The organism is Salinispira pacifica (assembly GCF_000507245.1).
Taxonomy (GTDB): Bacteria; Spirochaetota; Spirochaetia; order DSM-27196; family Salinispiraceae; genus Salinispira; species Salinispira pacifica.
Genome location: NC_023035.1, coordinates 2,224,932 through 2,249,969, shown reverse-complemented (window position 1 = coordinate 2,249,969; position 25,038 = coordinate 2,224,932). Strand labels below are relative to the sequence as shown.

17 protein-coding genes and 1 tRNA gene are annotated in these 25,038 nt (G+C 44.5%); 11 read left to right on the top strand and 7 right to left on the bottom strand.

What is annotated here, in order from left to right; genetic code table 11:
- The first annotated feature begins 1 nt into the window (after nt 1).
- Nucleotides 2-1,357: a citrate synthase gene (locus tag L21SP2_RS09965; RefSeq protein WP_024268376.1), complete on the top strand. Its 1,356-nt coding sequence runs from the start codon at nt 2-4 to the stop codon at nt 1,355-1,357.
- 163 nt (nt 1,358-1,520) lie between these two features.
- Here the strand turns inward: L21SP2_RS09965 and fusA (L21SP2_RS09960) are convergent, their stop codons facing one another.
- From fusA (L21SP2_RS09960) to fusA (L21SP2_RS09940), 5 genes are all read right to left on the bottom strand, one after another.
- Nucleotides 1,521-3,602 (bottom strand): elongation factor G, encoded by a 2,082-nt coding sequence (gene fusA / locus L21SP2_RS09960; RefSeq protein WP_041401470.1) that lies wholly within the window; start codon nt 3,600-3,602, stop codon nt 1,521-1,523.
- A 333-nt stretch (nt 3,603-3,935) separates the two neighbouring features.
- Nucleotides 3,936-5,390, bottom strand: a complete 1,455-nt coding sequence (locus L21SP2_RS09955; protein WP_169730462.1) for an alpha-amylase family glycosyl hydrolase — start codon at nt 5,388-5,390, stop codon at nt 3,936-3,938.
- A 165-nt stretch (nt 5,391-5,555) separates the two neighbouring features.
- On the bottom strand, nt 5,556-5,819 hold the full coding sequence (locus tag L21SP2_RS19140) for a YkgJ family cysteine cluster protein (protein WP_041401468.1): 264 nt from the start codon (nt 5,817-5,819) through the stop codon (nt 5,556-5,558).
- Nucleotides 5,816-6,400: a TetR/AcrR family transcriptional regulator gene (locus tag L21SP2_RS09945; protein ID WP_024268372.1), complete on the bottom strand. Its 585-nt coding sequence runs from the start codon at nt 6,398-6,400 to the stop codon at nt 5,816-5,818. Before L21SP2_RS09945 ends, L21SP2_RS19140 begins: the two co-directional genes overlap by 4 nt.
- 83 nt (nt 6,401-6,483) lie before the next feature.
- A complete protein-coding gene (gene fusA, locus L21SP2_RS09940) occupies nt 6,484-8,508 on the bottom strand; it encodes an elongation factor G (protein WP_041402750.1) in 2,025 nt (674 codons plus the stop codon).
- Between the two features lie 274 nt (nt 8,509-8,782).
- Between fusA (L21SP2_RS09940) and L21SP2_RS09935 the strand changes: the two genes are divergently transcribed.
- From L21SP2_RS09935 to L21SP2_RS17290, 4 genes are all read left to right on the top strand, one after another.
- Nucleotides 8,783-8,855: transfer RNA gene (locus L21SP2_RS09935), tRNA-Val, on the top strand.
- A gap of 324 nt (nt 8,856-9,179) precedes the next feature.
- Entirely contained in the window at nt 9,180-9,659 is a 480-nt protein-coding gene (locus L21SP2_RS09930; protein ID WP_024268370.1) for a hypothetical protein, read from the top strand.
- A 124-nt stretch (nt 9,660-9,783) separates the two neighbouring features.
- On the top strand, nt 9,784-10,275 hold the full coding sequence (locus L21SP2_RS09925) for a hypothetical protein (protein ID WP_041401466.1): 492 nt from the start codon (nt 9,784-9,786) through the stop codon (nt 10,273-10,275).
- Nucleotides 10,276-10,300: 25 nt separating this feature from the next.
- Nucleotides 10,301-10,714, top strand: coding sequence for a DUF1761 domain-containing protein (locus L21SP2_RS17290; RefSeq protein ID WP_024268369.1), 414 nt, complete (start codon nt 10,301-10,303; stop codon nt 10,712-10,714).
- Nucleotides 10,715-10,796: 82 nt separating this feature from the next.
- Here L21SP2_RS17290 and L21SP2_RS09915 read toward each other — a convergent pair whose 3' ends face one another.
- On the bottom strand, nt 10,797-12,164 hold the full coding sequence (locus tag L21SP2_RS09915; protein ID WP_024268368.1) for an integron integrase: 1,368 nt from the start codon (nt 12,162-12,164) through the stop codon (nt 10,797-10,799).
- 195 nt (nt 12,165-12,359) lie between these two features.
- On the opposite strand from L21SP2_RS09915, the gene L21SP2_RS09910 reads away from it, so the two are divergent.
- Nucleotides 12,360-13,139 (top strand): type II toxin-antitoxin system VapC family toxin, encoded by a 780-nt coding sequence (locus tag L21SP2_RS09910; RefSeq protein WP_024268366.1) that lies wholly within the window; start codon nt 12,360-12,362, stop codon nt 13,137-13,139.
- A gap of 265 nt (nt 13,140-13,404) precedes the next feature.
- Nucleotides 13,405-13,563 carry a hypothetical protein gene (locus L21SP2_RS18595; protein WP_169730460.1) on the top strand — a complete coding sequence of 53 codons (159 nt, stop codon included), beginning with the start codon at nt 13,405-13,407 and terminating at the stop codon, nt 13,561-13,563.
- An 87-nt stretch (nt 13,564-13,650) separates the two neighbouring features.
- Here the strand turns inward: L21SP2_RS18595 and L21SP2_RS09905 are convergent, their stop codons facing one another.
- On the bottom strand, nt 13,651-15,285 hold the full coding sequence (locus tag L21SP2_RS09905) for a transposase (protein WP_024268226.1): 1,635 nt from the start codon (nt 15,283-15,285) through the stop codon (nt 13,651-13,653).
- Between L21SP2_RS09905 and L21SP2_RS09900 the strand changes: the two genes are divergently transcribed.
- From L21SP2_RS09900 to L21SP2_RS09880, 4 genes are all read left to right on the top strand, one after another.
- Nucleotides 15,284-16,372 (top strand): Fic family protein, encoded by a 1,089-nt coding sequence (locus L21SP2_RS09900; protein WP_425277215.1) that lies wholly within the window; start codon nt 15,284-15,286, stop codon nt 16,370-16,372. The two genes, L21SP2_RS09905 and L21SP2_RS09900, sit on opposite strands and share 2 nt — an antisense overlap.
- A gap of 972 nt (nt 16,373-17,344) precedes the next feature.
- Nucleotides 17,345-18,874, top strand: a complete 1,530-nt coding sequence (locus L21SP2_RS09895) for a transposase (RefSeq protein WP_024268355.1) — start codon at nt 17,345-17,347, stop codon at nt 18,872-18,874.
- Nucleotides 18,875-19,067: 193 nt separating this feature from the next.
- Nucleotides 19,068-20,003 (top strand): hypothetical protein, encoded by a 936-nt coding sequence (locus L21SP2_RS09890; protein WP_024268363.1) that lies wholly within the window; start codon nt 19,068-19,070, stop codon nt 20,001-20,003.
- A gap of 1,462 nt (nt 20,004-21,465) precedes the next feature.
- Nucleotides 21,466-23,385: a hypothetical protein gene (locus tag L21SP2_RS09880; RefSeq protein ID WP_024268361.1), complete on the top strand. Its 1,920-nt coding sequence runs from the start codon at nt 21,466-21,468 to the stop codon at nt 23,383-23,385.
- Nucleotides 23,386-25,038 lie beyond the last annotated feature (1,653 nt).

Here is a 25,038-nt window from a genome sequence, read left to right as displayed (position 1 = left end):
TATGAATGAAGCCCAATTTCTCGATGACCATGCAGTACTCATCGAGACCCCCCAGGTGATTGATGCATCTGAGTATCAAAAGTACAGCGTGAAGAGGGGGCTCCGGAATGAAGACGGAACCGGGGTGCTTGTGGGTCTGACTGAAATCGGTGACGTCCACGGATATATTCTGGATGAAAACGAAAAGATTCCCGTGGAAGGGCGTCTCCGGTACCGGGGTATTAATATCAAGGATATTGTGGACAACTTCCAGAGTGAGGGAAGATTCGGATTCGAGGAAGTGATTTATCTGCTGCTGTTCGGCCGTCTTCCCTCCAGGACACAGCATGAAGATTTTACCAAGCTGATCGGCGGCCGGAGAACCATGCCCCCCGGCTATTGGGAGGACATCATACTCCGCAGCCCCAGTCCGGATATTATGAACAAACTGGGAATGGCAACCCTGGGCACCTACAGCTATGACGATAATCCGGAAGAAAACAGCATCCGAAATGTGCTTCGCCAGAGCATAGAGCTGATCGCCCGTTTTCCCGCCATGGTTGCATACAGCTACCAGGCGAAGCGGCGCTTCTACAACAATGAAAGTCTGATTATCCATGCCCAAAACCCGGGATTTTCCACCGCCGAGAATTTTCTCCACATGATACGTCCCACCGGGGAATACACCCCCCTTGAGGCGGAGCTTCTGGATCTGGCCCTGGTGCTCCACGCTGAGCACGGAGGGGGAAACAACTCAGCGTTCACCGTGCATGTGGTGACTTCTGCCTACACCGATACATATTCTGCCATCGCCGCTGCGGTGGGAAGTCTCAAAGGTTCCCGGCACGGCGGTGCAAGCAACCGTGTGCGGGAGATGGTGAATAACATTAAAGACAATGTTCAGGACTGGTCCAACCGGAAAGAGGTGCTTGGATATCTGAAAAAGATCCTTCAGGGCAAAGCCCACGACGGTTCAGGTCTGATCTACGGAATGGGCCATGCAATTTACACCGCCAGTGACCCGCGGGCGGTGCTGCTGAAAGAGAAGGCGAAAAGCCTTGCGGAAAATGTGGGGGGCAGAATACAGGAGGAGTACGGCCTCTATGAGCTCATCCAGGAACTGAGCCCCAAAGCCTTTGCCGAGGTGAAGCATAACGAAAAGGTGATAAGCCCCAACGTGGACTTCTACAGCGGTTTTGTGTACAGCATGCTGGGAATTCCCGAGGAACTGTTCACCCCCATCTTCGCCGTGAGCCGGATAGCAGGCTGGTGCGCCCACCGCCTGGAAGAGCTTTCCCTGGGAAGCCGAATCTACCGTCCGGCCTACAAAAACGTGCTGGGCGCACGCCCCTTCATTCCCATGGGCGAACGTGAATAATCATGATACCTGAGCAGTTCTGAATATCCGGGGCAAAAATGATGCAGTAAATGTGTCAGCCAGACACAGTGGAAAAGAAACACTGAAAAGAAAGACTGACACAATATAAAACGCCCCCTCAGGCCTTGAGACCCCGGGGGCGCTGCAATTCATCCGCTGCGTCTTACGATTCTTCTTCGCTGAGGGCCCTGGCTTCCGCAATAATGTTATCTGCGATTTTTCCGGCCACCGGCTCGTAGTGGGAGAACTCAAGCTCAAAGCCTCCGGTTCCGCTGGTGATTGAGCGCAGATCGATGGAATAGCGCATCAGTTCACCCTGGGGCACTTCGGCAACAATCTCCATAATACCGCCGCCCAGATCGTTCTGGGCATGAACCCGACCGCGTTTCGAACTGAGGTCGCTGAGTACATCTCCCATATACTGATCTTCCACGAACACATGCAGTTCCACGAAGGGTTCCAGAAGTTTGGGCGCCGCTTTTTCAAACGCCTCTTTTAAGGCCCCCTTTGCCGCCATTTTGAAGGCCATTTCCGAGGAATCCACCGGATGCTCTTTTCCGTCGTACACTTCAGCTTCAAGATCCACAACGGGATAACCTGCCAGGGGACCTTCCTCCATGGCTTCAAGCAGCCCTTTCTCGATACCCGGCATGTACCCCTTGCTGATGGATCCTCCGCGGATCACATTTTTAAAAACAAATCCTTCACCCCGCTCAAGGGGGCGGAAGCGCATGTTCACCCGGGCATACTGACCGTGACCGCCGGTCTGCTTCTTGTGGGTGAATTCTGTTTCTGCAGGCCGGGTGATGGTTTCCCGGTAGGCAATCCGTGGTGTCTTGGTAACAACCTCGATCTTGGTGGCCGCCTTGATTTTTTCGAAAATCAGGTTCAGATGCAGCTCACCCATTCCGGAGAACACGGTTTCTTTGGTTTCGCTGTCAAAATTCAGGGAAAGCGTTTTATCTTCTTCCGCAGCCCGCTGGAGCTGTTCGCCCAGCTTATCCTGATCCTTCTTGCTTCCGGCGCTGATGGCAAGCTTGTGAACCGGCTGGGGCAGCTGCAGGGGTTTATATATGAGTTCATGATCCTCTGCGCTGAATGTATCGTTGGTGTGGGCGCTGGGGATTTTGGAAATGATGCCCAAATCGCCGGCGCAGAGGCTGTCCACTTCTTCAAGCTTCTTACCAAGACTCATGTAAATTTTACTGATCCGCTCTTTCTTCCGTTCCCGGATATTGTACACTTCCTGGTCCGGGGAAAGGCAGCCGGTAACCGCCTTGATAAAGCTGAGTTTGCCCGCATACTGATCGATGCTGGTTTTAAAACAGAACCCGCTGAACTCTCCTTCCTGGGAGATGGGGGTATGATGCTCCTTCTTCTCAAGGTCGAAACGTACTTCATCTATCCCCGTGGGTGCGGGAGCTGCAATATTCAGAAAATCCAGAACAGCCGCTATACCGCTGTTCAGAAGTGCCGAGCCGCAGAAAACCGGAACAACTTTTCCTTCCACCAGGTCTTCGGTTAAGCCCTTGATGGCATCGTCAACGGTAAGGTCCATTTCTTCCAGATATTTTTCTGTGAGATCATCATCGCCCAGGGCCGCCGCCTCAACCATTTTTTCATGATATTCCTGGGCCATCTCCTTCAGCTCGGCGGGGATATCCGAGGGCTTGGACTTCTTTCCGCTTCCGGGGCTGAGATATGCTTTCATGTGAATAAGATCGATAATCCCTTTGTAGTCGCTTCCGCTTCCGATGGGAATGGTTACCGGAACAAACTGCTTTCCGAATTTCTGTTCCAGATCTTCAATGCTGCGGTTAAAATCCGCACGATCCTTATCCATCTTATTAATAAAAACAATTCTGGGTTCATCCCGTGCTTCAAGGCGACGCCACAGTTTGATGGTTTCAATCTGCACACCGCTTTCGGCATCCACCATGATTACTGCGCTTTCGGCGGTTCTGAAGGCAGCTACCACCTCACCCACAAAATCCGCTGAACCCGGAGTATCCAAAATGTTGATCTTATGATCCTTCCAGAAAATATGGGACAGGGAGGTGTGAATGGACATGTTGTGGGAAATTTCTTCATCGGTGAAATCGCTGACGGATTTTCCCGACTCCGCTGTCTCCGGCTTGTCGATTGCGCCGCCGTCAAACAGCAGGTTCTCAACAAAGGTTGTCTTCCCCGTACCGCCGTGGCCAGCGACCGCGATATTCCTGATGTCTTCGGTCCTGAAACTCATAATCCCTTCCTTTTCTGCACACCGCTGTGGGCGGGGGTGAACCAGAAAAGAGGGATAAATTCTTAACCCGCCGGCGTACCCCACCAGCGGGTCTCATAGAGATGCACAAGACCCGCATTCCGCAGGTGCAAAGTCACATGATGTTACATAAATCTTCCACCCGTTTCATACTGCTGTCAAATGAAAAATCCCGGAATATGAGATTTTGATGAAAGCACATTTCCCGGGGGCTTTTCCGGGCCGGCGCCGGACCTTTACCGGGTGCGTTTGCTGCTGGCCGGCACCGGGCATCTGCTGCGGGCCTCTGCGGAGCGGGGCCCTGAGGGAAAACTCTTACTCGATCCGCTGAAGGACCGCACCCCAGCAAGGGTGAACCGGCAGCTCAAGAACTCTCAAGCCGTCCTCCCGGGTGAAGATCTGCACAACATCGCCTCCGTTGAGAAGATCCCGGTAACGGCTTCCCTGAAGCCTCTCAGCGGGAATGGAAAGCGTCCGGGTACTCTCGTCGGAGTTCACCGCCACTATGCACTCGTCGCCCGCTTCACCATGGGAATTCTCAGGCGAAAGTACTCTGGAAAAGGCAAACAGCCGGTGATCCACCGAAAGTTCCCGGTATTCTCCGTCTCTGAGAGCCGGGGTCCTGGCTCTGATCTCCCGGAGGCGGGTGATCTCGTAGAGGAGGTCCCCGTGGCTGCCGTGAATCTGAAGCTCCGAGTGGTCCAGGACCGGGCGAAGCTCCCAATCGTCCCTGCCTTTACTGCCCGGAACACCGGTCTCGCTGCCGTAGTAGAGGGAAGGCAGGCCGGGAACGGTGAACAGAAGAATATGCAGGGGATAGATATGTTCCGGGCGGTCCAGGATGCTGGCGATGCGGCTCACGTCGTGATTATCGGCAAAGGTGTAGAGCTTCAGGTCCCGGTAGATGCCCTGTTCGCCGAACTGCCGCTTCAGCGTCCACGCAAGCTCGAAATAATTTCCATCGTTGTGGCTGCTGTGAAGGCCCTTGTACAGTTCATAATTGGTGATGCTGTCCAGCATTCCCGGTGCGCAGATATCGGCATAATTTCCGAACACCATTTCACCCATAATCCAGAATCCTTCCCGGGTAAACGGAGGTCTGCCCACGGCATCCGTCCGGTTCCTGTACATGTCGTCTGCGGTTTTTCTCAGAAGAGGCCAGATTTCCGGGGAGATTACATCTGCGGCATCCATCCGCAATCCGTCGATACCCAGGTCCATAATCCAGAACTCCAGTGCGGACCACAGATATTTCTGAACCTCGGGATTCAGCACATTCAGTTTAACCAAAGAGGCATGCCCGTCCCAGGTCCCGTAGGAAAATCCGTCGCCGAACGGTGAGTCAGCCTGAAAATTCACATCGCTGAACCAGTTCAGGTAGGGGGAATCCTCCCTGCGCTGAGCAAGATCCCGGAAGGCAGAAAATTCCCTTCCCACATGATTAAACACCGCATCAAGAACCACTGCAATATCAGCCTCATGAAGACGGTCAAACAGCCACTTCACATCCTCCCGGGTGCCCAGACGGGGATCAATTGAAAGAAGGTCCACCGTGTCGTATCCGTGGCTGCCGGAGTGGGTGAGGGGGCCGAAAAGCACCGCATCCACACCTATATCCTTCAAATGGGGAATCCAGCCAGCAAATTCCCGGATGTTTTTGGCAGTACTGAACGCCTCCCGGCTGCTTTTCGCCGCTCCGGTCTGCCCCAGAGGAAATACATGGTAAATCAGCCCTTCATGCCGGGCAAGCGCAGGTTGTGTCATCAACATAGTCTCTCCTATTTTTTCACGGTCTGTAAAGACCGGGCAAGCTGCCCACACCGGGCGGGAGTCGGTGCAGCAGCATTCTCGAATCACTATCCAAACATATACCGAACGGTAGGTATAGTCAATAGTCATGGCAATTTCCCGCCGATAAAAACACGTGCCGCTTTTTCAGGATGACGGGGGCAGGGTTTCCTGTTCAAGGCGGGTGAGATAGCGGAGAGCCTGATCCCGGGATTCTCCGCACATATCAGGGCGGGGTTGAAGGTTTCTGCACACAACAGGATACTCTGCTGTGCCGTGAATGCGGCAGTTCAAATTTTCATCGAGATTGATGCAGGGAACCCCTGCTGGCTTTCCCCGGGGCATACCCGGGATGGGGGAGGAAATAGAGGGTGCTATGCAGCATGCGGCGCAGCCCCTGCGGCATGTCATGAGAACACCCCGTGTAGAAAAGTTTTGGCTGCCAGCTGTAGCTGCTGCTCACCGGCATCCGGGGAGGATAGCCGGGTGAACGCCCACACCGTGCCGAGAAAGTTCATGGGCAGTACGCTCAGTTTATTATTCAGATTGCCATGTCCCGCGGCGGCGGCCTGAAAAAATGTTTCTATGGCCTTGCGAAGTTCTCCGGCCGATGCACCGCCCAGCCGCCTCTCATGGCTGTGGGGATCTGAAAAAAGCAGGGCGAACAGCAGCCGGTGTGCTTCCGGAAAATCTCCGCTGAAACGGTGGAAGGCGGTGAAAAGCCCCTGGATTCCGGAAATAATATCCCCGGAATAGATGAACGCTCCCCCGTACGCGTTAGTGAACAGCTCCAGCGCATACTCTCCCGCTGACCTGAACAGCCCCTCTTTCCCCTGAAAATGATAGTACAAACTCGGCTTGGTAATGCCGCAGCTGCTGCAGATCTCACTCACGGAAACTGCGGCATACCCCTTATCTGCAAACAGACTGAGAGAACTGTTGAGAATACGGTCTTTGGTACCGCCGTCACCGGCGGCTCCGGTTTCTCCCATCGATTTTTCCTCGTCTTCCGGAATACTCTACATCCAGCCTTTTCCCCAGCCGATCCTGCTCAACCCACGAATCAGTCCACGGATCAGCTTCGAGGCTGGAAATGGCTGAACTCCATGGCAAATGTTCCCCGGCCCTGGGTGATGCTTCGAAGGCCGGTGGAATAGCCGAACATCTTTTCCAGCGGCGCCTGGGCATGGATATGTTCAACACTGGCCCGGCTTTCTATCTCCTGAACAATGCCTCCCCGCTTGGTCATGCTGGAAACCACGTCTCCAATGAACTCCTTGGGAGCAATAATATCGATCTTCATCACCGGCTCAAGCATCACCGGCGATGCATCGCTGGTTGCCCTGTCGAAGGCCATACTGGCGGCAGCCTCGAAGGCAAATTCGGTGGATGTTTCGGGATCGAAATCCATGCTGAGAAGCTTCACATTGATATCTATGCAGGGGTAACCGAAATGAATTCCTCCACCCAGGCTGGTCTCAAGCCCGCGCATGGCGGCGGCTTTCATTTCCCCGGGAATGGAATCATCGCTGATGGCTGATGTTACTGAGTTCCCACCGCCCCGTCCTGCTGGGCTCACATGGATGGTTACACCGGCGGTCTGCTCCTTGCCGGCCACAAGTTTGGAGAAACTCTCGCTGTGTGTGACCTCGGCGGAAATGCTCTCCCGATAGGTTACCTGGGGTTTGCCCATCTTGGCCTCCACCTTGTAATCGTCCTTGATCCGGGTAGTCATCACCTCCAGGTGCAGCTCGCCCATTCCCCGGATGATCAGTTCACCGGTATCGTCATCCTCTTTCCAGAAAAAGGTGGGGTCTTCCCGGGCCAGAAGGTCCAGGGTGTTCTTCAGTTTATCCCGGTCGCTGAGGGTTCGGGGTTCAATGGCGGATGATATTACCGGCTCGGGAAAATGCATCTGCTCCAGCAGAACCTGATGCCCTTCGCTGCCGATGCTGTCTCCGGTCTGGGCAAGTTTGAACCCCACAATCACCCCGATATCTCCGGCCTTGATGCTGTCCACCTGGTCGATACTGTTGGCGTGCATTCGGTAAATTCTGTTGATCCGCTCACGTTTGCCCTTGCTGATATTGTAGACCGCTTTTCCCGACGTGAACTCGCCGGAGTACACCCGGAAAAAACACATTGCCCCGGCATTGGGGTCAAACTGGATTTTGAAAATCAGCGCAAGGGGGTCACCCTCAATGCTTCGCTCAACCAGTACCCGTTCGTCCTTCTTCACATGACGGCCCGGGATGGGGGGGAGGTCGGTAGGCTCGGGGAGATACGAGATGATATTGTCCATAAGGGGCTGTACGCCGATATTTCGCAGCGATGCTCCGCAGGTGACGGGAATGAGCGTCTGGGCAAGGGTCTGATCCCTGAGTACGCGTTGAATCAGATCCTCCGGAATATCCTGGCCTTCCAGGAACAGCTCCGTGAGCTGATCCGAATGCTGGCTCAGTTCATCCAGAAGTTTCTCCCGATACTCTGCGGCCTGTCCGGCGATGGACTCCCGGATCGGGTTTTCGTCAATCGTACGCCCTTCGGGACCGGAAAAATGCAGTTCCTTCATCCGTATCAGATCAATAACACCTTCGAATTCATTCTCGGCCCCGATGGGAATCTGCAGCGCCACAGGATTACACTTGAACTTGCTGCGCATTTCATCCAGCACGGCGTAAAAATCCGCACCGATTCGGTCCATCTTGTTTACATGAGCAATGCGGGGCACCTCATAGCTGTCAGCCTGATGCCACACCGTTTCACTCTGGGGTTCAACACCACCCACTGCACAAAATACCGCAACGGCACCGTCAAGCACGCGGAGAGAACGCTCCACCTCTGCGGTAAAATCCACATGGCCGGGAGTATCGATAATATTAATCTGATAATCCTTCCAAAAACACGTTGTGGCGGCAGAGGTAATGGTGATGCCCCGATTCTGTTCCTGGGCCATCCAGTCCATGGTGGCAGAACCCTGGTCCACCTCACCAATCCGGTGACTCTTCCCGGTATAAAAAAGAATCCGCTCTGTAGTGGTTGTCTTGCCCGCATCAATATGGGCCATAATTCCGATATTTCTGATATGTTCTGAACTCATAATCTGTACAACTCCAGGATGAAAAGAATAGGCTGTGCTGAAACCGGAACCCCCGTCGGGGAACCCGAAATCACATGAAAAATTCCAGCTGATTCGCAGCATTTTCCTCAGGATACTACCACGCGAGCACAAGCATACACAATGTAATAAACTTCAAAAAAATTGTAAAAGAGCGTTGACAACACTCACCCGCCTCTGGTATGTTCTTCCTCGTCGCTAAGAGAGCTGCCTCAGAGGCACCTGAGATCAGCAGTTCGGCAGCCGGCATAAGTACGGGCGAATAGCTCAGCTGGGAGAGCGCCTGCCTTACAAGCAGGATGTCGGGGGTTCAAGTCCCTCTTCGCCCATCACGAAAAAAGGACCACATCCATCGGTTGTGGTCCTTTTTTTTGTATATGAGATGATGGGACTTGAAGCGGAGGCCTCGGCGCGAGCCGGCGAGCGCAAAATGACAGGGATGGGGCGAAAAATCTTTCGCATATAAGTCTTCCGGTATTTTGCCTTACTGATTTTACTGAATAACTAAAATTGGTCATACCAGATTCGATTCTTTATGTTGCATATCTTTCCTCTTTCAAATTAACGTGTATATACAGTCTCAAAACACATTCGTGATTATGAATCATTTGATCATCAATGGCTTTTTTTTGACGACTATCGGAAGGTGCGCAATGAACACAGTAAATGGCGGTGTTATCGCAACGATTTTTCTGGTGCTTTTGTTATTATCCTGCCAACCCGCCTCGCGACAGATTGTACAGTATGCGAACAACGGTTTGCCGGAACCTGTTTACGGCGATATTCGGGATGGAATTTATCAAATTCCTGCGGACAAGCACCTGAACTACTACGCCAAGTTCGGGGTGACCCGGGAAATGTTCGCAGATCCGTCAATTATGACCGACCAGGATGTATCAAGTCTTGAACGCGCCATCACATCCCTTATAAAAAAATATCCGGATGATTATACAAGAATGCTCAATGAGGACTCAGACCCTGATCGGATCGTCCAAATTGATGTATTTGAAAACCAGGGTAGTGGAAGGGCACCCACAGGTTCTGCAGTGCGCCGTCAGTACGGAGTATTTTCCACAGTTACAGTAGAAACCGAGGGCATTCTAATGGAGGATGATGAACGAAATACAGAGTAGCAAATTAACGACGATGGTATGAGGAAGAGAAAATGGTCCGGCGGAAATGATTAGCAAATAACTAACGTATATTTTGATTTCCCACCGCAAATGGAGTATTCTTTGGCTATTCGGAGAGTTGAAAATGGCCGAACGATTGCAACCGCCCCATGGTGCCTTTTCATTTGCTTTCCGCGAAGATGTCACTCTGATAAGTCTAAGCGGATCCTGGAATTACCAGTGTGCGGAAATATACTCCAACATCCTCTCTCAACGGGTTGCTCAAAAACCCGACAAGGAAAAGACCGTGGTGTTCAACTGTACCGAATGGGGACTCCAGACGCCCAGGACGGCAGATCGTCTCCAAGAATTGAGCATTGAATTGGCAAAGTATTATCGTGCGTTATACATAGCATACATTACCCGGCCAGAGATTTTATCAATTATCCAATATATACTGCGCAAACAATACAATGGTGTGGAGGATGTGTTCCGCTGGGAGGTCTTTTATCATCTGGATAATGCCCGTGATTGGCTGAGCAGTTTGGGTAAGAGTATTGTTCCCCTAACACTAAGCGATTTTCCGGAGACTATCGATGCTACTGAGTATGCGAAGAATATGCCAAAACACAGCTGACACAAGACTATAGGAGGTGTTGTACATGTTGAATGTTAATATTTGGGTGATTTTCATCGCCGGCGGCCTTAATATGGTCCTCGGAATGCTCTGGTACGGACCGCTTTTTGGAAAAGCCTGGATGAATGGAATGGGTATTGACCCGGATGATAAGAAAAAGATGGATGAGATGCAGAAGACCGCAGGTTCCGGCTATGCATATTCCCTGCTTTTTGCATTCATTTTCGGATATGCGTTGGACCTTTTCCTGAATCTGGTGGATGTTTCCTCACTGGGGTTTGCACTGATTCTCGCTGCAGTTGTATACCTTGGTTTCGGCATAGCAAATACAGTTAAATCCGTTCTGTGGGGGGAAACAAACAGGCAGGTGTTTATGATTAACACCGGTTTCGAGATTGTTTTTATCGGGATAATGACGGTTGTTGCATTTTATCTGTAGCATGGAAATGTCCATGTGAGGGCTCCATAGCCCCGGCTCGGGGTCGTTGCGCCTTGGCTTGTTAATTGCAACCGACTGATAATTACAGCCGATCCGCCGGGCTTACCACTCCGAGTTTATTCTTTGTGGCCACATGGGTGTAGATCATGGTGGTTGATACATCTGAATGACCCAGAAGTTCCTGGACTGTCCGGATATCGTAGCCGTTCTCAATGAGATGGGTGGCGAAACTGTGCCTCAGGCTGTGTACACTCGCCTGTTTCGGAATGCCGCTGTCCCCCAGAGCGGTTTTAAAGCGTTTTTGAAGTGATCCCGGGTATATATGGTGCCGGCGGACAATTTCAGACCTTGGATCCACCGACAGCTTCTGTGCCGGAAACAGCCAGAACCACGCCCATTCCTTCCCGGCATCCGGATACTTCCGCTCCAGTGCTCCCGGCAATGCCACTCCGTTACGGTTTTCTCTCCGGTCAAGCTCAAATAACGCCCGTATACCATTAATGTGTTTTTCGAGATCTGAAATTAACGATTGGGAGAGCAGGGTTTGACGGTCCTTATCTCCCTTCCCGGAGCGTACAGTCAGAACACATTCGTTCAGCTGTACATCCTTCACTCGCAAATTCACACATTCATTCAGCCGCAGCCCGCCTCCATATATGATTTTACACATAAGTGAATATGGCGGAACCATACTCCCCACAATTTTCGAAATCTCTTCCAGGGACAGCACGATAGGGAGTCTGCGTTTTTTTTTCGCCCGGATAACCGATTGAAGATCGTTTATATCGATATGTAGGATGTACCGGTACACAAACAGCAGGGAGTTGAAAGCCTGTTTCTGGGTTGAGGCTGCGATTCCTTTCTCCACAGATAGATAGGTGAGAAAGTCGCGAACGTCCTGCTCAGACAATTCTGAAACAGGCTTTTCTTTGGTGTGATACTTTAGATAGCGCAGCCAGTAGAGGTATGCCTTTTCCGTGCTGTATGATTTCTGCTGCAAACGCAGTTCCCTGGTTGCCTCGGATTCAAGCTGGAACCAGTCATCAATGGAAGATCCTTCTGCAGGAGAGCGGCGATTGTTCTCCTCTTCAGACGCTGTGCTCTGTTCCTGTTTGCCGGAATTGTCGGCAATTTTGCTTACCGTAGATTTTTCGCAGGTCTTGCCGGTTTGATTTTGAGAACCGGCGTACTTTACATCATTCGAAAGAAAATGCCGTCGATAGATGCTTACAGCCTTTCTGGCCTGGTCGAGCTGCCATTCCTCCTTATGCGGTGCCATATACTCAATCCATGATTCAAGTTGTGTCTCGAAATCCCCGTCAACCAGGCCACTCATTCGATAATTATTGAACATCCATACCCAATGCTCATAATATTTTAGAAATTTGTCTCCAACCTTGTACAGTTTTTTCAGAAGTATTCGAAATTCAGGATTAATGTTTTTATACATTTTCCAGCCTCCTTGGTTATTCATTGACGCTGACTCTATAAACACCGGAGGATTCATCTGAATGATTGATTGCTAATGAATATAAGCAGAAGAAATTGGTAGAAAACCATCAATATTGGATATTATTCCTTCTTTATGATAAAAAGATTATTTCTGAATTGATTAACAAAATAAATCTGGGATAGAATATGTTATGTGCATCGAGGTAAGATCATTAGAGTACTACTAGACACAAATATAATTAGCGACTGGCTCAAAGGTGATATTGCGGTTATACACAAAAATGTTCCAGATGATTATGTATTCTATTTGCCAGCCATGACTCTGGTTGAATTATCGAGTTATCAAGGTTTAATTGAAGAGCTCATAGATCTATCTCTAAAATATCATTTTATAATCTTAAAACCCTTTAACCAGCTCCTGGATAATGAACTCAAAATATTAATAGATAATAATCACACTCCACCAGAATTATTTTCGCTAAGTCAGGTTTGTCTTCAAGACTCAAAAAGAATGAAATTTTATTTCAATTCAGAAGAGTTTCGGGCAATTGTCGAACAACTTCGGACTGATCAAAAAATTGGAATATCAAATGTTTATAAATTTATGATAAACAGCGATAAAAAATTATTAAAAGAATTTATTAATGACTACGTTGTAACTCAACTATCACTACTAAGACCGACTGAACATTTAAAATTGACTGATAAATATATGGATAATGACTATATTAAAGATATAAAGACGCTTTATCTACAAGCATTTTTTCTTTATGAAAAATATCAAAATAAAGGAGACAAGCTAAAAGATTCTGATGTATTTGATGGACTTATAATCACTGGATTACCGTATGTTGACATTTTTTACACAGAAAAAAATAATTTCGGCATCTTAAATGATATTAAACGTAAAATTGAATGGTTAAATAATATAAGTATAAAAAAATATACTCACTTTAAAACTGAATTCAGTTAGTGAGCACATAACAAGGCGTTCGAGACAGGTTTTTCCTTTGGCACGGAATTTTGCTCGCCTGCCGGCGGCAAAATCCGCACCAAGCCTTCGCTTTGCTCAGGCCGAAAAAACTGCTCAACGCGTTGTTATGTTCACGCAAAATTAATGTGTGTTTGTACCCAAATATTGATTTTTGGTGCATACATGAATTAAAATGTACGCAAATAGAAAAAAATGGTACATAGAATAAAAGTATGTACCTAAAATTGAATTATTGGTACATAAAATGTTTGACCCGAAGAAAGCTTATAATGATTTACCATTCCTTCCACCTCCAAAAGAAAAAACAGAAACAATAGAAGACTCCCCTGAAAAAAGCTTGATGGTAAATTCAAAAAAACCCGGAAAAATTGGTCGGGGAATCCAGCCCCATAGGGGGAGATAACCCTATGGGAGGGCCCCCGCCACTTTCTTTACCGGCTATTTATCTGTACCCCCACCCCGAAGGGCTTTCCCTTTCCCCTTTTCGCTTCTAACAGAGTGCATATCCATCCGGAATTGGTTTTGACCCATCTTCGGGAAACAGGTATCCCCTGATTCTGCGAATGTTAACCATCATGGCACTCAAGACCATCATGGTGGTAACCCGATGCCTGCCCCGCACTGGTAGTTTACAGAGATGGCCACCAAAGGGGTGAATAACACTTCGAACGGTACTCTCTATTGATGCCCGCTTATTGGTAATCTCTTTTCCTGTTTCTGCTACCTGCTTCCTGGTGGCGGCAACCCGCAAATCGGTCGCAGTAAAATGAAGAACATAACTTGGTCGCTTTTTCAGCCGCTTTGCCGGGCACTGGTTGACAAAGGGGCAAGCCTGACAGCCGTCGGCAGAAAACCCGGCGGTATAGCGGTCTGCTGCTTTTTTACTTTCCCGCAGCTCCCCGCCCTGGCCATTTGGACAGATGATAGCAGTCACCTTTCCTTCACTGGTTCGAGTGACGGTGAAATCTTCCAGGCCCACTCTCGTCTTCTCTTTTTTCCTTCCCTTGATGGCACTCACGTGCTGGCTTACCTGATATGTTGCTGTTGCCTTGGCTGCCGCCTCTCCCGTATACCCCGCATCGGTATACACTTCATCGATTCCCTCCCGCTCTTTCAGGTTCTCAATATCTTCGGCCAGAAATTGCTGGTCATCGGTTATGTTTGGCGCCACACTTACCCTGCTGATGAGTTGGAGATTATTATCTTCATCGCAAGTTTCCGTGATATTTGCACCATACCCCCGGGAGCTTTCTCTGCTTTTCGTCCTGAAGGTGGCCTCTTCATCATCAGGAGACTGCAAGGTGCTACCACCGAGTTCTTTACTTTCTCGCACAACGATAGATTCCTGTTCAAAACGAAAGTGTTCACCAAAAACCCTGAAGGCCTGCTGGTACGCTTTTTCATCTCCGTGCACGTCTTCAAAACATTCCAGCATAGTCGATAGATCTTTTCCAAGCTGCTCAAGTCGCCCGTCCATCTCGTCCCGTTTCACCCGGCAGCAATAGTGCAGGGAGTCTTCTTTCACATACCTGGCAAACAGCTGCTCATACGCTTTCTGTTCTTCTTCACTGAGCATACGGTAAAAGCGATGGATGATTTCTACCAACAGCTGCAGACGGCTCATCTTGCGGATGTTACTCTGCACCATGGTTGAATCCATCCGCTGTAGGCCGGTTTTTATCTGAAACTGTTTCAATTGCTCGTCGGTTATCTGTTCACTTGCCTTGTGAATCAGATTAACCCTGTGTTCCTCTTCATAGGCACTCACCGCTGAGCGGAAGTTGTAGATAGTACGCAGCTCAAAGTTTCCTTCGTCAAAGTCCTTCAAGCCCAGGGCGTAGCGGAACTTCAGATCAAACATGAAATGATCATAGAGTCGCTCGTCACTTAAGCCGAATCCGGATTTGAGGGTTTCAAAGCCTACCAGAATATTGATAGGCGTGTTGGGCCGTGAATGCTTATCACTGTAGAGAACGGAGAAGACCTCCTCGTTAATCCTGCAGAAATATTCATGGTAGAAAACCTGTGCCCAGGACTGTTCAAGGTGTTTTCTTGCAGTCTCAGGAAGTTGGTCCACCGATGTAAACATTCTCTGCTGCTTATGTCCTTCGTTCTTTCGAAACATCCGCTCCCCCCGATGCGGAATTTTACCCTATCAACAAAATTTTGGGAATTCCCTACCTTTTTTCAGGGGAGTCATAGAAATATTAAAAGCTGAAAATCAAGCTGTCTCAGCTATCTCTGAATTAAAAGGAATTGCAAATATAATTCCTAACCAATCAATATTAATTAATGCAATAGTCTTGCAAGAATCGAAAGACAGTTCTGAAATTGAAAATATAATTACTACAAGAGATGAGTTATATAAGGCTGTATCCGTCACAACAAAGAAAATTGACCCTGCCACGAAAGAAGTTTTGTATTATCGAGAAGCATTGTATGAAGGATTTATGAAAATCCAGAAGAGAAATCTACTATCCGTAAATGATATAATCGATCTGCAAAAAATTATTGTACAAAATGAAGCTGGGATCAGATCTAATCCCGGTACAGCGTTAATTAACGATAAGACGAATGAAGTGATTTATACACCACCAGAGAACAACGATTTAATTAGATCATTATTAGAAAATCTTACAAAATATATACATGAAGGTGAAGGAAGCTTAACGAAGTTGGCTATCCTGCATTATCAATTTGAATCCATCCATCCTTTCTATGATGGAAATGGTCGGACTGGTAGGATAATAAATATACTCTATTTGATTTTGAATGGATATTTAGAAATTCCTATATTGTATTTAAGCTCCTATATCATAAGAAATAAGAAAAGATACTATGAGCTTTTATTAAAAGTTACTCAAACAAATGAATGGGAGGAATGGATAGTATTCATATTGAAGGGAATTGAACTGACTGCAACTGATACCATTAAAAAGATACGCAAAATACGGTCCAGTCTGGATTCAACAATTGAATTGATTAAAACAGATGCACATAAAATCTACTCAAAAGAGCTAGTTGAATCATTATTTCTTCATCCATACTGCAAAATTGAATTTATAACCAGAGAACTTAATGTCGAACGAAAAGCTGCATCAAGATATCTGCATACTCTCTCAGATTTAGGAATTTTAGAATTATATAAAATAGGAAATGAGAATATATTTATAAACAAAGAATTGATGGAAATATTAAAAATCGGAACATAACAAAGAGTTTGAGGCGGATTCGCCTATTGATCATGGTTTTTGCCTTCGCAAAAACGCATGCCAATGGACGGCTCGCCGCTCAACTCGTTGTTATATGCACTCAAGCTGAATGATTGATCTTTTACAAATCTGAGAGTGGGGAAGATAAAAAAAATTAATGCGCACTGTTGCTCAGGAGCTTGAAAATTCTACCTGAGAAAAGTGACATGCATAAATTAATAAAATGAATTGGGCTGACCAACTATATGGAATTGGATTCCCGAGGAATAAAGAATGGGCTTTTGAGAAAGGAAATAAAAATAAATTCATTCCTGAAAACTGCTGTGAAATGCAGATAAAAATGCTCTCCAGCGAACCAAAATTGAACACTTAAAAATGAAATTTAAAATGATTCGCAGATGCTCATTTATTTTCAAAAATAAAATAATAGTTCAGCATCGGAAGGTTTCAAATTTTCAATCCCATCTTCGTGAAGGGAAATACAAAGAAATTAAAATAAATTCTAACCTGCTCAAACATCCCTACAGATACAGAGAATAAAAGCATGCGCTGAAGCCACCCGCAAGAAAAAATAAATTTTTCAAAGGCACGAGCATTTTGTTGAATTACAGATTCATTATGATCAATACAAATAATATGAAAGAGAACAAAAAAATAATATGCCCGGTTTGTGACGGATAAAGGGAAAAAGAAACGAGATAAAACTCGGTATATTGAAATAAATTAAAAATATGAATTAAAATGAAAAAGTACATATAACAAGGAGTTTGAGACGGACTCGCCTATTGGCATGAAAAATGCATTTCGCTTCGCTTGAGCATTTTTCACGCCAATTTGACGGCTCGCCGCTCAACTCGTTGTTGAGGCTGTAGAAAAAGTCCTCTTCTAGTACCAGAAAAACCATGGTAAAATTTCATTAGGCGAGCCGGGATTTTGCAATCGCACTGAACCTGCTCATCATGGGAGGGAAAAATGCCCCGGTTCAAGGACTATTCATACGATCAGCAACTGATGCTGCCAATTACACTTTCCAAGCAGATTTTGCCTGGAACCTTTGAATACACCCTTCATGTCTTGTTTAGTGAGAAATTGGATCTCTCAGTCTTTTATGATCGCTTTCAGAATGAGGAAACTGGAGCCCCGGCTTTTGACCCCGCGGTTCTTCTGAAGATCATTCTCTTTGCATACTCACGGGGAATTACCAGCAGCCGAAGAATAGCCCGGTTTTGTGATGAGAATATTGTCTGTATGGCGTTATCTGCGGATACTCATCCGCATTTCACAACCATTGCAGATTTTATTTCGTCTATGGATAAAGAGTGTATTGATCTATTCACTAAGGTTCTGGCCATCTGTTATTCAGAAAATCTCATTGGCAAGGAAATGTTCGCCATCGATGGCTGTAAGATTTCATCTAATTGTTCAAAAGAGTGGAGCGGTACCAAGGCCGACCTCGTGCGGAAAGTTGAGAAGATACGGAAATCAATATCCTTCCTGGTAGGTAAGCATCAGCATGAAGATCTGCACGGCGCGAAAAACAAAGACCTGGAGAAAGAAACTGCTGCAATAGAAAAGCTGAGTGCCAAGGCTGATAAAATCGAGAGCTGGCTGAGTGAACACAATGACCGCATGGGTGCATCGGGCAAAGCGGTGAAGAGTAATATCACTGATAATGAAAGTGCAAAAATGCTTTCTTCACATGGTGTTATTCAGGGCTACAATGGAATTGCCGCGGTAGATGACAAAAATCAGATAGTCGTGTGGGCCGATGCATATGGTGATATTAATGAAGCCGGCCATTTACCACAGATCCTGCAGGACCTGGAAAAACAGTGCAAGGATGCAGGGATATCTGAAGATATTGTCCACACTGTAGCCATCACCGCAGACTCCGGATTTCACAATGAAGTAAACATGAAATACTGCATAGAGCATGAAATTGATACATACATCCCCGACAATAAATTTCGGTCCCGGGATGTGCGCTTTGAATCGTCAGGAGAGCATAAAAAGAAAACGGCCAACTGGCGACCGGTTCACAGTAAAAAATATTTTGCACCGGAAGACTTTCACTATAACCATAAAAAGCACACAGCCAGCTGTCCTGCCGGGCATCCACTCCGGTTGAATATGAAAAATTATAAAGCAGAAGATGGGAAATACACGGGAGATCGATTCAGAGGGATAGAAAAAGTCTGTCGCGAATGTACTCTTCGAGATAAATGCATTCGAAATCCTCAAACTCCATTTCGTCAGGTAACCTTCTTTCACCGGAGTATTGAAGGTCCGGATTTCCTCAATATGGCTAAAGAGAAATTCGATACGGCCACCTCAAGGACGATGTATTCCAGGCGTATGGGAACCGTGGAACCGGTGTTTGGCCATCTGCGAAGCACCAAAGGACTTAATCATTTCACTTTACGAGGGCTAAAAAAGGTGAGTACCCAATGGCGTTTGTTTTGCCTGGTACACAATATTGGAAAGCTGAAACTATGCTGGTAATGAAAAATGTTCCACATGTAAATGAAGGAAGCAGGGAACGATAGGAAACGGGGTAATGAAAGGATTTAATCATAACAGTCATGGTATTTAGAATTTTGCACTTTCCCAAAAATATTGAACCGGCATAAAATGAAGAGAGGCCGCAGCAGGCTTTTTCTACAGCCTCGTTATGATTATCAATGGAGATTTATCGATGAGCGATGAAATCAGCATAGAAGTAGATATACCTAAAGATGAAAATGGAATGCTTGGGCGAGAATGTCTAGAATGTGAAAGATATTTTAAATTAAAGCCTGGAACAGGGTTACCGACAGATTATTGTCATTGTCCATATTGTGAATACGAAGGTTCTGCAGATACATTTTGGACACCTGCACAATTGGAATATGCTAAAAGTGTAGCCCTAAATAATGTTTATGAAAAAATTCTTCGCCCAGCGCTTGATGATTTAACCAAGTCCTTTAAAGATTTAGAAAGAAAAACACGAAATAGTTTTATACAGTTTAAGGTGACAAAAGACAACTTCGCCTCGAAACTTCCGATTAGCTACTACAATGAAGAAGAGCTAGAAACTCAGGTCACATGCAATTCTTGTGGTTTAGAATTTGCTGTTTACGGAGTTTTTGCTCGCTGTCCTGATTGTAAGAATCTTAATGCTTTTTTGATATTTTCGAAATCTATAGATACGGCGCAAAAGAAGTTAGATATATTCTTAAAACCCGATATTTCTGCAGAAATTAAAGAGGATTCCTTTAAGCATATTATATCCGATTGTATCTCTGCGTTTGATGCTTTGGGAAAAGAACTCAGGAGAATTAGGCCAGAGCTTTTTCATTCCAGAATAAAAAATCTATTTCAAAATTTTTATGCATTGAATGAAACACTAGATGGATTGCTCCAGCAACAACACTCGAATTTTGATTTTGTTTTAAAAATGTTCCAAGTCAGACATTTATACGAACACAATTTAGGAGTAATCGATGAAGATTTCGTAAAGAAAATTCCCGGATATGAAAAGGAAATTGGAAAGAAGTATACTCTCACTTCATCAGAAGCTCAGCACTTTATTGTAAGCATGCTAGAGTTAAAATCAATTATTGAGAACTATTTCGATCAAGATAACTCTTGAAATTTAAATTATAAAAATTGAATTAACAATATGGGGATTTTGAAATCATAACAAGCGCTTCGAGTCGGACACGCCTATTGTCATGGAGTTTGCTTTTCCGCCTGGCGGCGGGCAAACTCCACGCCAATTAACGGCGTGCCGCTCAAGCGGTTGTTATACAGACAAATAGCCGGAGTTGTATTTCTCCCAGGCACTTTAATTCCTGGTAATTCCCTCGTTTTTAAATTCCTGAATCTGTCCAATGATTCAGTAACTCATGGATGGAGTTCTTTTCTCCATCGATTTATGAATGTGGAATCCGGGCCGGATCATAATTCGGCATCGAAAAGTAATTCCATCATCTCTACAAAAATTAATTCCCTTGGTTCATAATTCCGGGATGAACATAAATTCCGAGATCTTGTTGGACTTTTCCCTCGCTATCGGGATTAATGTTAATTCTCCCTTGAGGTAGAAATAGAAAAATGACTTGCAGGATTCCCAATAATCTACAATAATTCAACTTTATAGAGGGACGGCTGCTCAATGGGTATTTGCAATTCTCCCATTAGAGTAGGCTGGATTGCTGCATAACAAGCGCTTTGAGACCGACTCGCCTATTGTCACGGTTCTTGCGTTCGCAAGAACGCGCGCCAATTACGGCTCGCGGCTCAAGCGGTCGTTATATGCACTCAAGCTGAATGATTGATCTTTTACAAATTTGAGAGTGGGGAAGATAAAAAAAATTAATGCGCACTGTTGTTCAGGAGCTGGAAAATTCTACCTGAGAAAAGTGACATGCATAAATTAATAAAATAAATGTGGCTCACCATTTCCATGGAAAAGAATTCCCTAGGAATAAAGAAGGGGCTTTTGAGAAAGGAAATAAAAATAAATTCATTCCTGAAAACTGCTGTGAATTGCAGATAAAGATGCTCCCCAGCGAACCAAAATTGAAAAGTAAAAAATGCAATTTAAAATGATTCGCAGATGCTCATTTATTCATAAAAAAGAAATAGCGGTTCCACATCAGGAAAGCAAAGTTCTCATACCAATCTTCGTGAAGGAAAATATAAGCAAATTAAAATAAATTCGATCCAGGTTTGACCAGCCCTTCAAATGCAAAAAATGAAATTGGCTGAGCCAACTGCATGCAACAAAAATGTAAATATTTTTCAGAGGCACAAGCATTTCAAAACAGTAAGAAATCAGGATGATCAAAAAAATTGATAAGAAAGAGAACAAAAAAATAATATGCCCGGTTTGTGACGGATAAAGGGAAAAAGAAACGAGATAAAAATCAGGATATTGAAATAAATTAAAAATATGAATTAAAATGAAAAAGTACATATAACAAGGAGTTTGAGACGGACTCGCCTATTGGCATGAAAAATGCATTTCGCTTCTCTTGAGCATTTTTCACGCCAATTTAACGGCTCGCCGCTCAACTCGTTGTTATGCACACTTTAAAATGAGGGATAAGATGAATCAGAATCAAAAGTTGCTAAATAGTCTTTCTGCGCTCTCAATAATGCTTGAACAAGCAAAAAAGGATTATATTGAACTATTCCTCCCTTTTATGAAGGACATTTTCCAAACTCGAAATTATTCGGAAATAGATCCACATTTAATAGTTAATGATTTTTTAGAAATTCATAACCTGCCAATACCTTACCATGCAGTTATTTCAATTCTTAATCGCTGTAAAAAACGAAAAATGATTTTTATTCAAAATCGTAAACATCATGTTGCAAGAGATCTTTCGCAATTTGAAGACTTATCATCTTATGAACATGATTCTGCACCACTCATCCAGGATTTGCATGGTTTTCTGACTGCTCAATTTAATCCAGAGCTTACTGTAGAGGAGGTCTACAAAATATTTCTTGCATTTCTTGACGACTATAGCTACCAAATATTGCTTAATTATAAAAAAGGAGTGAGATTTGCAGATATAAAGCTTCGGAAAACTGAAAAGAATCATATTGGCAAATACATTGATCAACTAATTGAACTAAACAGTCCATTGGCTAAAGAATTAATTTCCTTAACAGTCAGCTCTTTAGTAGTAAACCTAATTACTTTTGAAAATATTGAAAACTTCGAGGGTAAATTAAAAAAGGTAAAAATTTTCATCGATACTCCAGTTATACTCAAATATATTGGGGTCGAAGGAATAGAAAAAGAAAATGCATTCAAAGAACTGTTTTCATTAATTAAAAGTCATGGTGGCGAGATATGTATTTTTAAGCATACATATGAAGAAACCATGCAAATACTTAATGACTGTCAAAGATATATCGAAGATGATTCTTACGATCCAAAGCTTGCAAGTCCTGCCCTTAAGTATTTTGTAGCTAAGGAATATACAAGTGCTGCATTATCTCTCTTTATTTCAAAAGTAAATACAAAATTAAATAAGGAAAAAATTGAGTACGATATAGAAGTCGATCCTAACGAATACGTGGACCATCAAATAAATGAAGAAAAATTATTCAAATGCATCCACGATTCATACAAAAATTATAATCATGTATCAGAGAACTGGAAAAAACGTGCAGTAGTTTTAAAGGATGTAAAATCAATCTCAAATATTTTTCGCCTTCGCAAAGGAGATTCCCCGGTAAGCCTTGCTGGAGCTAAATATATTTTTCTAACTACCAATTCCGGCTTAGCATTTGCTTCTTTTGATTTTGAAAAAGAGGAATTTGAAGATTATAACATCCACGCTTGTTTTACAGATGTGTTTTTGGGAACAATATTATGGCTCCAAAATCCCATTCAAACAAAAAATATCAACAGACTTAATCTGATTGCTAAGTGTCAGGATTACTTAGAACCAGAAGAGCGACTCATCGAACTTTTTCTTGAAAAAATCGAAAGATTAAAGAACGAAGATATTATTTCTGAAAATGAATTTTATTTCCTTCGAACTCATAAAATTGTAATCGAAAAACTAAATGAACGCACTTCTGGTGATCATGAAAATTTTTATGATAAAACGCCAGAAGAAATACTTGAAGAAATAAAGACTGAAGCAAGAAATGAAACAGCAAGCGAATATGAACCTTTCAAGGCAGAAAATGAAGTTTTAAAGAAGGATCTAAACAACTCCACTGAGAATCTTTCAAATATCAATTCGAATATTGAACTAATTGCTTCAAGGATTGGTACTGCAGTTTCTTGGTTTATTGTCATATTATTAGCAATTATTGTAGTTCTTGGATTTTATTTTTCAGAAAATGTTCCTCCCTCAAATTGGATTGTTCGACTAGTTATACGAATAGGTGGTGCCTTGATTGGAATACTAAATATACTATTTGGATTCAATTTATTAGGATTAAGAAAGAAACTAAGTGATAGGATTGCTAACACTATCAAACGAACTATAAGAGGTGCATAACAATCTGTTCGAGACGGACTCGCCTATGTCACAAAACTTGCTTTTCTGGCTACGCCAGGCAAGTTTTGCGCCATGTACGGCTCGCCGCTCAACAGGTCGTTATATGCACTCAAGCTGAATGATTGATCTTTTACAAATTTGAGAGTGGGGAAGATAAAAAAAAATTAATGTGCACTGTTGTTCAGGAGCTGGAAAATTCTACCTGAGAAAAGTGACATGCATAAATTAATAAAATAAATGTGGCTCACCATTTCCATGGAAAAGAATTCCCGAGGAATAAAGAAGGGGCTTTTGAGAAAGGAAATAAAAATAAATTCATTCCTGAAAACTGCTGTGAAATGCAGATAAAAATGCTCTCCAGCGAACCAAAATTGAACACTTAAAAATGAAATTTAAAATGATTCGCAGATGCTCATTTACTTTCAAAAATAAAATAATGGTTCAGCATCGGAAGGTTTCAAATTTTCAATCCCATCTTCGTGAAGGGAAATACAAAGAAATTAAAATAAATTCTAACCTGGTCAAACATCCCTACAGATACAGAAAATAAAAGCCTGCGCTGAAGCCACCCGTAAGAAAAATAAATTTTTTCAAAGGCACGAGCATTTCTAAGCATTACAGATTCATGATGATCAATACAAATAATATGAAAGAGAACAAAAAAATAATATGCCCGATTTGTGACGGATAAAGGGAAAAAGAAACGAGATAAAACTCGGTATATTGAAATAAATTAAAAATATGAATTAAAATAAAAAAGTACATATAACAAGGAGTTTGAGACGGACTCGCCTATTGGCATGAAAAATGCATTTCGCTTCGCTTGAGCATTTTTCACGCCAATTTGACGGCTCGCCGCTCAACTCGTTGTTATACAGACAAATAGCCGGAGTTGTATTTCTCCCAGGCACTTTAATTCCTGGTAATTCCCTCGTTTTTAAATTCCTGAATCTGTCCAATGATTCAGTAACTCATGGATGGAGTTCTTTTCTCCATCGATTTATGAATGTGGAATCCGGGCCGGATCATAATTCGGCATCGAAAAGTAATTCCATCATCTCTACAAAAATTAATTCCCTTGGTTCATAATTCCGGGATGAACATAAATTCCGAGATCTTGTTGGACTTTTCCCTCGCTATCGGGATTAATGTTAATTCTCCCTTGAGGTAGAAATAGAAAAATGACTTGCAGGATTCCCAATAATCTACAATAATTCAACTTTATAGAGGGACGGCTGCTCAATGGGTATTTGCAATTCTCCCATTAGAGTAGGCTGGATTGCTGCATAACAAGCGCTTTGAGACCGACTCGCCTATTGTCACGGTTCTTGCGTTCGCAAGAACGCGCGCCAATTACGGCTCGCGGCTCAAGCGGTCGTTATATGCACTCAAGCTGAATGATTGATCTTTTACAAATTTGAGAGTGGGGAAGATAAAAAAAAATTAATGTGCACTGTTGTTCAGGAGCTGGAAAATTCTACCTGAGAAAAGTGACATGCATAAATTAATAAAATAAATGTGGCTCACCATTTCCATGGAAAAGAATTCCCGAGGAATAAAGAAGGGGCTTTTGAGAAAGGAAATAAAAATAAATTCATTCCTGAAAACTGCTGTGAAATGCAGATAAAAATGCTCTCCAGCGAACCAAAATTG